This is a genomic window from Moorena sp. SIO1F2 (genome assembly GCF_010672755.1).
Lineage (GTDB): Bacteria > Cyanobacteriota > Cyanobacteriia > Cyanobacteriales > Coleofasciculaceae > Moorena.
This window is the reverse complement of record NZ_JAAHFV010000358.1, coordinates 1-6,291: the sequence shown is the minus strand read 5'-3', so window position 1 is coordinate 6,291 and position 6,291 is coordinate 1. Positions and strand designations below refer to the sequence as shown.

Sequence of the window (6,291 nt, the reverse complement as noted above, 5' to 3'; positions counted from 1 at the left end):
TTCAGAAAAAATAGATATATATTAATTTTTAGGATAAAGTTGGTGTTATTTAAAAAAACAAAATGCATACACTATGATTGATTTTACTATCCATTTAATTAAAAAAATAGATCCAAAAAAGCTATAGAGCATCAGGTGTAAACTAATAGGGATTTATAGTAGTGGAAGTAAAGCTTAAGATATATTTTTGATCCCTGCTCCCTTTAAACCAAAATACTATGTCTTAAACTATACTTCCGTTGCTATAAATTTTATTATCGATCCAGTTGTGCAAAAGCCTTCAATGCATCTCCCAATCTCCCAATCAGCCCCGATTCATAATTTACATGGGTGAAAGCTTAATTATCAATACAATCTCAATCAAATAAATCCGGATTATTGTTCCTATTTTTAAAAAGAAATAAAGTAAAACTGAGTGCCCTGGTCTATACAGAAAATTTTGTTAAGGGTGGTTAGTGATTAGTAGTTAGTTGATTTTTTTTACTAACTACTAAATCCTAAAGTAATAACCACCCTCCAAGGAGGTAATTAATCCGATGTTACTAGAAGTTATCAGCACAAAAAACTGCCTATATTTGGTAAGTAAAGGCAGGTTTGGCGGATAAAAATTAATGCACCATAGACGATAGACAAATACCAGCTTCCCTTAAGGGTAAGGAGCATGCCATTGACTTTAAAGAGGTTTGAGAGTAATGTCCAAAAGTGCAATCGCATCTTTAACGTCTCCCTGAGCTGATTCTGTGGCGCAAATTAGCATCACTACCACATTTTTACCCAGCTGACGCGCCAAGATCACTCCACTGACTGGCTGAGTCTGACCACCTAGGGTTAAGCTACCTCTCCAAGGAAGGGGTGCATCTCAGTTTTGCAATTAGGCAAAAATTCCCGCGAAAATTCCCACACTTCCCACACTTCCCGCGCCCCCGCCCCGCGCCCCCGCCCCACACTTCCCACACTTCACATCTTTTTTACAAATATGAGATGCACCCCTTCTCCATCGGGTGAGGTACAAAGTTCTGGGTTTGTTCGCGTAGCGTGGCCCAAAGGCCAGGGAGTCGGAACCCACCCCTAACCCCTCCCAGGAGGGGAACGGGAGTCGGGAGTCGGGAGTCGGGAGTCGGGAGTACTGTTTGCGTCAATTCTTGTCCACTGTTCCCTGATCCGAAGTTCCCTGTTCCCGACTTCTGAAAGAAGTCTATACTTTGAAAAATTGGTATAACGTTACGGGTTATTGTCGCTCCCGCTTGGATTGATATAACGTATAAAACCAAAAAAAACGTAAGGATTCAGGTGTGGAGAGAAGGGATGAGGGAAGGAGGTTGGGTTAAATGACCCGATTGAGCCATAAGAGCTTGCTCGTTCGCGTAGCGTGACCAAAGGTCAAAAAATCCATCACCGACCGTTTTTGAAAACGGCAAGTTTGGACTGGTCGTGTAGTAAATTAGCGGTCTGCTCGAAACCTTAGAGAGAACGAGAGCCACCACGTTCCCTTACGCTTGGTGACTGCCAAACGTTTTGACCTCTCGGCGAGATTATTATCTGGTGGAACTTGGGGATGGTCTAAAAAATACCACCATTGGGAAGCCTTCTGTTTGAGGGAGCGCAGTAACTTACCTGCTTCGGCTCCTGCCACCGACCACCAGGTTTAATGAGTCAACTGTACCTGAGTTTTGAATCCCCTAACGCAGATGTTGGTACTCTGTCTCATCGCCATTTTCTGGCCAGAGGCGATAATGGCGAAAAGCTTCATCAATCAGACTCACGAGTGCTTCGACCATCGCTCGGTTGTGTAGTCCAGGCTGTTTGATTAACCTCAGAAAATGACGACGTAGATGGGCGTGCGCATTTCTGTTGAGCGCTGACTGGATAGCCATTATACACATTCAAGTCATCACTACTAAGAACACCCCTGTATTTACTGCCCAACTGAGATTCCAGTTCGGCACGTCCCCTGGTGTCAGCGGCCCGAAATAGACAAAAATCTCGATTGCTAAAGACCCAGAGCCATTCCTTAATTCCCTTTACAGGCCAAGGAGTTTCATCTACATGAATAGATGGTTGTTCTGTTTTTACCCATTCTGACAATTGCTCAACATGAGGTTTAATCGCCAGTTCAACCCGTTGATTGGTGTTCACTAAAGTCCCATTACCGATCTCTATCTTGCCCAGTTCCCATAACATCTCTTGTTGTTTTTTATAAGGGAGATGTCCATAATTCCCTAACCATCCCAGAAAAGCTTGTACCTTGACCCCCAAATCTTGTCCGGGTATCATCTCAACAGACCAAGAGGCTGATGTCACCGCACCACAGCCGCTACATTGACAATGGTAACGATGGTACTCAACTACCTCGATTGGTTTGTTCACCAGTTGGGCTACTTGTTGAGTGTCTACCAATATAGGTTGATCTAAAAATTCTCTTTGACCACACTGACTACACACAGACGGTTGCAAGATTTCGGTTCGGTCTATTCTGGAAAACCCTTTACGAGTTTTTCCCCGATGACCTGGTTGTCCTCCGGGTTTTCTCTTTTTGGCCTCAGTGGTGGGACAATCCTCCTTTTCTAGGGCTTTTTCGGATTTTTTCAGTAGATCAGTTGATGGGGGTTTCGAGGAAGTCTTACTATCGTGGGTCCCGACTAAGCTTTAATTTTTCAATTTCGAGCTGTAGTTCCTCAATCACTTTCTGTTGAGTCAATAGCATCTTTACCAGTTCCGCTTTTGACAACTGGCGCACGGCTTTCTCGAGTTAGCGGGAGAGGTGAGTGACTCATGTGTTTACTTTACCCTAGTTTGCTTCAAAGTCAATCCCGCAGACTTTCAAGAAGCTCCCTTCTTTGGCATTGTAGCAATGCCTGTGACCTGAATCCTTACAAAAAAACACAATTCAAGTCTACCGGATTTCACTTGAAAATTTGCTAATCTGTTGAGGTGCAAATATGCTAAAAAACGATCAGAGTGTCCAAGAGCTGTATTATTTTGTAATGTTGCTTTACCTTGAGCTCATTTTCCTGGGAATGCCATGACTAACTTGCCTGAGCCTGTGCCACCCAATCAGCCTGAACATAGTAACAACGGTACCGCCAAGAACTCAGCCAATGGTAATTCACCACCATCTCCTCCCCAAACTCAAGAGGAGCAACATTTATCTACCCTGCCGTTGTCAAACCTGCCCAATAAACCAACTATTGGATCAGTTAGTCCTGCTAATCGCTCCCTAAGCGTAATTATTCTCAGTGCGATCGCTATCATGATTTTTGGGGTAGTGATTGATAACCTCTGGATTGGGATATCCGGAGCTACTGTGGCGCTGCTGGTTTCATTGCCAGTGATTTTACCGGTTGTCAAACAATGGCTTACTGATTTGTTGCCACCCCAACAAAGAATCAAAGTTATTGCCTCGATCGGAGTGGTAGCAGCAATAAGTGGCTTACTGAACTTTCTTGGTGTTTACCAAAACATCAGCAATTGGTTAGTTCAGATTAAATGGGATGAATTTGGGTCATGGGCTGATTGGGTGGGTGCTTTGGGACAGATTTTGATTGCCGTCCTAGCAGTATTCATTGCTTGGCGACAATATGTCATTTCCAAAGACCTGACCATCCAGCAAAATATGATTACCCAGCAGCAAACCATTGATGCTTACTTTCAGGGAGTTTCAGATTTAGCCTTAGATGATCAGGGATTGCTAGAAGATTGGCCCCAGGAGAGGGCATTTTGCGAAGGAAGAACCGCTGCTATTCTCAGTAGTGTGGATGCCCATGGGAAAGCCAAAGTGCTCAGATTTTTGTCCCAAGCCCGTTTACTAACTCCCCTCAGACGGGATAATCATTTAGGACGCCCCATGTTGGATGGGTATGGAGGATACCAAGAAGACCGAGTTTATGGTATAAGGGTTATTGACCTGAATGTAATGTTAGCTGGATCAGACCTGAGTCATACAGATTTGCGTTGGACAGAACTCGGCGAAGCTAATATGGTCAGAGCGAATCTCAGCTTCTGTGACTTAGTGCAAGCGAATCTATCCCGCACTGTTTTATATGAAGCCAACCTCACTGGTGCTGACCTCAAGGGAGTCCGCCTATTCTATGGTTCAGTAGAAACTGCCAGTCCCCGCAGTCGTACCCATCCCCCTGACTATCGCACTGGAGTTTACACCGGTGCAGTAGTCGAAAATGTTAACTTCACCGGTGTCCAGCGGATGGATGAAAAGCAGCACTACTACAGCTGTGCTTGGTGCGGTGAAAAGTCAAGAAAAACAATCCCGGGTGGTTGTCAGGGAATTCCTAATAAATTAGGGCGCTAGAAGGTCGTCTGTCAGAATGCAGAATGTAGAATTAAGACTTTAGAATTCTACATTCTGCATTCTACATTCTTAATTCAAAAATGTTGAAGAACGATGAACCCAACCTATTCCCTGGTTATTCCTGTATATAACGAGGAAAACAGTATTTCAGAACTGTATCGACGCATTAGTACAGTAATGGATCAGTTAGGGGAGGTGGAGTTAATTCTAGTGAATGATGGCAGTTGCGATCGCTCTTTAGAGCTGATGCGAGACCTTCATCAAAAAGACCCAAGGGTATGTTACCTAAGTCTTTCCCGTAACTTTGGTCATCAAATTGCTGTCACTGCCGGTCTAAATTTTGTGCGGGGTCAAGGGATTATTGTCCTAGATGCTGATTTACAAGACCCACCAGAAATCATTCCAGTGCTAGTGGAAAAATGGCAGCAGGGTTATCAAATTGTTTATGCTCAGCGCACCCAGAGACGTCGTGAAAGTTGGTTAAAGCGCTTTCCGGCTTACCTATTTTATCGCTTACTGCGCCGTCTAGCCAATGTCGAGATTCCGTTAGATACAGGGGACTTTTGTTTAATGGATCGACGGGTGGTTGATGTACTCAATGCCATGCCAGAACGCAACCGTTACGTGCGGGGATTGCGTTCTTGGGTAGGGTTGCGGCAAACCTCTGTTTCCTATGTGCGTGACCCCCGGTTTGCTGGTGAGATCAAGTACACCATTCGTAAATCCCTAGCCCTAGCAGTAGATGCACTGGTTTCTTTTTCTAAAGTGCCATTGCGAATCGCTACTTATCTGGGATTATTAGCAACAGCGATAGCGCTATTGATGGCAGGGTTAGTGCTTTACTGGCGGATTTTTGAACCGAATTCTCCTGTGACTGGGTTTGCCACTATTATGATTGCAATTTTCTTTTTGGGAGCTGTGCAGTTAGTATCTATTGGTATTTTGGGGGAATATGTAGGACGGATTTATGAAGAAGTTAAAGGAAGACCATTGTATGTTTTATCAGAAGTGAGGGGGTTTGGGTCGGAAGGAGTATCAAAGTAAGGGATAAGCATTCAGCTATCAGCTTAAGCGCTACTTGAGATGCTACTTGAGGTGCTATCAGCCATCAGCATATGTTTAGGTTTTTTTGGCGTTGCTGAATCAAGGAATAAAAAGGAAATAAAAAGGAGTAGAGTGGGCATCCTGCCCGCCCGAAAATAATTAATAGGAGTAGAGTGGGCATCCTGCCCGCCGGAAAATAATTAATAGGAGTAGAGTGGGCATCCTGCCCGCCGGAAAATAATTAATAGGAGTAGAGTGGGCATCCTGCCCGCCGGAAAATAATTAATAGGAGTAGAGTGGGCATCCTGCCCGCCGGAAAATAATTAATAGGAGTAGAGTGGGCATCCTGCCCGCCGGAAAATAATTAATAGGAGTAGAGTGGGCATCCTGCCCGCCGGAAAATATATTGAAACTGGCAAGATGCCAGTTCCACGCAAGATGCCCGTTCCACCAATATGCCCATTCCACAAAACTATTAAAATCATTCCATTATTATTAAAATCATTCCATTATTAAGCAACGCCAGTTTTTTCTATACCTTTGGCGAAGATGCTATCTTTTTCTGTGAGAGCCAGCCTAAACCTAAAAGAGTAAGTCCTATAACCGTGCCAGGTTCGGGTACACTTGCTGGTGGTTCATCTTCCACAAGCCTAAAACTGGCTGTTTCTACGAATTCTCCATCTATATTGAACAAAGTAAAAAACTCTGGAAAACCCGGAGCCGGACTATTACCACCAGTAAAACTAAAATCTTCTGTACTCCAATGTAATTGCTCACCCTCTGCAAACCCTGTGAATATTGACCATACAGGCTCTATGGTTGAATCGGCCTTGGTATAGGTTCTATTGTTGAAAAAAAACTCAATCTCATCTACCGGATAAGTTAATTCGATCACGGGAACATCAGGATTACTAGCAAAAAATTCACTCCTGGTTTCATTG

General features: G+C 44.0%; 5 protein-coding genes and 1 pseudogene. 2 read left to right on the top strand and 4 right to left on the bottom strand.

Annotated elements, in window-relative coordinates; all coding sequences use genetic code 11:
* Positions 1–968: 968 nt before the first annotated feature.
* Both F6J94_RS28095 and F6J94_RS28090 read right to left on the bottom strand, forming a co-directional pair.
* The gene (locus F6J94_RS28095) at positions 969–1,271 is read right to left on the bottom strand and encodes a hypothetical protein (RefSeq protein WP_293046425.1); all 303 of its coding nucleotides are present in this window, start codon (positions 1,269–1,271) and stop codon (positions 969–971) included.
* Positions 1,272–1,286: 15 nt separating this feature from the next.
* A pseudogene (locus F6J94_RS28090) lies at positions 1,287–2,737 on the bottom strand (IS66 family transposase).
* Positions 2,738–3,022: 285 nt separating this feature from the next.
* Here F6J94_RS28090 and F6J94_RS28085 point away from each other — a divergent pair.
* Together F6J94_RS28085 and F6J94_RS28080 are read left to right on the top strand one after the other, a co-directional pair.
* On the top strand, positions 3,023–4,306 hold the full coding sequence (locus tag F6J94_RS28085; RefSeq protein ID WP_293046421.1) for a pentapeptide repeat-containing protein: 1,284 nt from the start codon (positions 3,023–3,025) through the stop codon (positions 4,304–4,306).
* A 93-nt stretch (positions 4,307–4,399) separates the two neighbouring features.
* Positions 4,400–5,350: a glycosyltransferase family 2 protein gene (locus F6J94_RS28080; protein WP_293046417.1), complete on the top strand. Its 951-nt coding sequence runs from the start codon at positions 4,400–4,402 to the stop codon at positions 5,348–5,350.
* A 282-nt stretch (positions 5,351–5,632) separates the two neighbouring features.
* Here F6J94_RS28080 and F6J94_RS28075 read toward each other — a convergent pair whose 3' ends face one another.
* Complete coding sequence (locus tag F6J94_RS28075) at positions 5,633–5,818, bottom strand: hypothetical protein (protein ID WP_293046412.1); 186 nt, start codon at positions 5,816–5,818, stop codon at positions 5,633–5,635.
* A gap of 64 nt (positions 5,819–5,882) precedes the next feature.
* Positions 5,883–6,291: PEP-CTERM sorting domain-containing protein (locus F6J94_RS28070; protein ID WP_293046409.1), on the bottom strand; the 409-nt coding region annotated here is incomplete at its 5' end.

What these genes read in the sequence shown, in the direction of transcription:
- F6J94_RS28085 (WP_293046421.1), top strand. Translation starts at nt 3,023, where the DNA reads ATGACTAACTTGCCTGAGCCTGTGCCACCCAATCAGCCTGAACATAGT.
- F6J94_RS28080 (WP_293046417.1), top strand. Translation starts at nt 4,400, where the DNA reads ATGAACCCAACCTATTCCCTGGTTATTCCTGTATATAACGAGGAAAAC.